The organism is Kitasatospora humi (assembly GCF_020907985.1).
Taxonomy (GTDB): domain Bacteria; phylum Actinomycetota; class Actinomycetes; order Streptomycetales; family Streptomycetaceae; genus Kitasatospora; species Kitasatospora humi.
The window spans coordinates 1-2,209 of record NZ_JAJJPA010000124.1; the positions used below are offsets into that span (position 1 = coordinate 1).

2 protein-coding genes and 1 pseudogene are annotated in these 2,209 nt (G+C 71.9%); 2 read left to right on the forward strand and 1 reads right to left on the reverse strand.

All coding sequences use genetic code 11. The annotated features are described in order from the left end of the window. Positions 1-680 (forward strand): annotated as a pseudogene (locus tag LN042_RS36645) (hypothetical protein); the annotation flags it as partial. A 323-nt stretch (positions 681-1,003) separates the two neighbouring features. Continuing rightward, on the forward strand, positions 1,004-1,648 hold the full coding sequence (locus tag LN042_RS36650; RefSeq protein WP_230055797.1) for a hypothetical protein: 645 nt from the start codon (positions 1,004-1,006) through the stop codon (positions 1,646-1,648). Positions 1,649-1,839: 191 nt separating this feature from the next. Here the strand turns inward: LN042_RS36650 and LN042_RS36655 are convergent. Beyond that, on the reverse strand, positions 1,840-2,209 hold a 370-nt coding region (locus LN042_RS36655; RefSeq protein WP_230055798.1), incomplete at its 5' end, for a helicase associated domain-containing protein.

Here is a 2,209-nt window from a genome sequence, read left to right on the forward strand (position 1 = left end):
CGACGGCTGGCGCGAGTACGACGACGCCGTGCCCATCATCGCGACCACGCTGGAGCTGCTGGCCGAGCACGGCCCCCCTCGGCCCCGTCTGGTGGCGCTACGGCCGCCCCGGCCGGCACTGTCTGCTCGACGCGCTGGAGAACCCGAACAACCGCGCCGCCTACAACCAGCGCCAGAAGACCCGGGAGAAGAAGGCCCGCCAGGACCACCGAGAGAGGATGCGCACCCTCGCCTGCGCCGACTGCGGCAACGTCCCCAAGGAGGAGAGCACCTGCCACTACGGCCCCGACGGTCGCCTCGTGGAGTGGACCCGCCAACCCGGCGGCCGCTGCTGGCCCTGCCACCAGGAACACACCGAGCACCTGGAGCAGGAGGCCGAAGAGCAACTGGAGGCCGCCCGTACGGCCAACGCCGCGCTGCGCCCGTGCTGGACGTGCCGGGGCTCGATCGGCGGGAAGGCCGGCTCGAAGCTGGAGCTGACCGAGAAGGCCAGCCTCGACCGGTTGGAGTGCCCGCAGTGCGTTGCCGACCGGGAGGCGGAGGAACTGGGGCCGCTGGTGCTGCCCGCCCCGACCAAGCGCGAGCAGATGGCCGCCCTGCTCTCCGCCCCGGACGATCCGTGGTGGGACGTGCGGGTGCTGCACGCCAAGCTCTACCCGGTGAGGGACCGCGCCGCTTGAGTGCCGACCCCCGTGAGGCTGTCGCGGGGGTTGTCGCGACCCCTGTCGCGTTGGGGTCCTGTCATGCGCTGTGACCTGGGCGGACAGGCCGTTTCCCCCGTGTGTGGCCGGGCCGCGACAGCTGAGCGCGACAGGGCCCCGGGTGTGGCCGCCGGCTGGGTGCGGACCGGGCAGCAGCCCACCGGACCCCGCGGCCCCGATGACCGATCCATCCAGGTTGACCAGCTTTCATGCCGGTATGGCGGCGCGGCGCGGAAGACTGTCCACAGGTGAATCGGGGTCAGATCTCCAGGTACGGACTGGACGAGAGGATCTGACCCCCAATGACCGCTATCAACGCAATCGCTCGGCACCGCCGCCCCGAGGACATGCCCGACTGGGGCCTCCACGTCGGGGAGCTCACGGGTTGGCCGGTGGCGGAGCGCTCCGCGGAACTCGTCGGCCTGGTCCTGGCTGGGCGCCTGGACCTCACGGTGCCCGTGGACGAGTCCGATGCGCTGGCGCTGCTTGTGCTGAGCCAGGCGTACGGGCACGAGTGCGGGGTCACCCTGGCGGTGGAGCACTGGCTCGCCCTGCACATCGACGCCGACCCGGACTTGGGGGACGGGTTCCTCTCCGGTGCGGAGTACACCATGGACCGCGTGGACCGGCAGAACACCTCGATCTGGGCACAGCAGTCGGAGTGGCTGCGCCGGCGGGAGCCCGCCCGCAGCCTGGAGCTGAAGGCGACCGGGGTGGTGGTGTGCGGCTGCCTGGTCCGCTTCGAGGCGGTCGCCTCCACCGGCGAGCCCTACACGCACACGCGCCGGTGGATGCGCGACGACCCCGAGTTCGTCGAGGGCGAGGGGGAGGAGGTCTTCGAGCCGGGCCCGGAGACCTGTGCGGACTGCCTGACGTTCAGCGCGGGCCCGGTGGTCTACGTCGACTGCCCCTCGTGCACTGGCTGGAGGGACGCCGCCACCGGGTGAGGGTGAGCGCTGTAGGCCCCGACCGCCGAGTGCAACGCGAGGTGCAACGCGGGGTGCAACACGGAGCCCAGTTCAGGGGTGCAACACGGCCGTGTTGCACCCCTGAACTGGGCGTTTGTCTCTCCTGGCGGGCGGCCGGGTCGTGTTGCAGTGGTCGTGTTGCACCCTGAACAGCCCGACCCGGTGCCCGCCTACTCCCAGCGCATCCCGAGTTCGGTGAGCCGTGCGGCGCGGTCGGCGGGGATGTCGGCGCGCCTGCTGCGGCTGTTCGCGATGAACAGGCCCAGGCTGATCTGGACGGTGGTGCCGTTGGCGGTGCCGTCGTCGAGGACGAGGGTTTCTTTGTGCTTGCGGGGGACGTTCAGGTGGCCCTCCCGGGCCCGGTACTGGGCGGCGGCGGCGAGGTTGCGCTGCTCCTTCTCCGCGTGGCTCACCTTCCCCGCCGGCTTCTCCTCGGCGGGCAGCGGCCCGATTCCGAGGACGTGCTCCAGCGCCCACTGCTGCGCCGGGCCGAGCTTGTCCCAGCCGACCTGCTGGGCGCGGCCCCACCCGGCGAGGTCC

Bases quoted from the DNA above. Each gene is read 5' to 3' on its own strand.
- LN042_RS36650 (WP_230055797.1), top strand. From the start codon at position 1,004: ATGACCGCTATCAACGCAATCGCTCGGCACCGCCGCCCCGAGGACATG.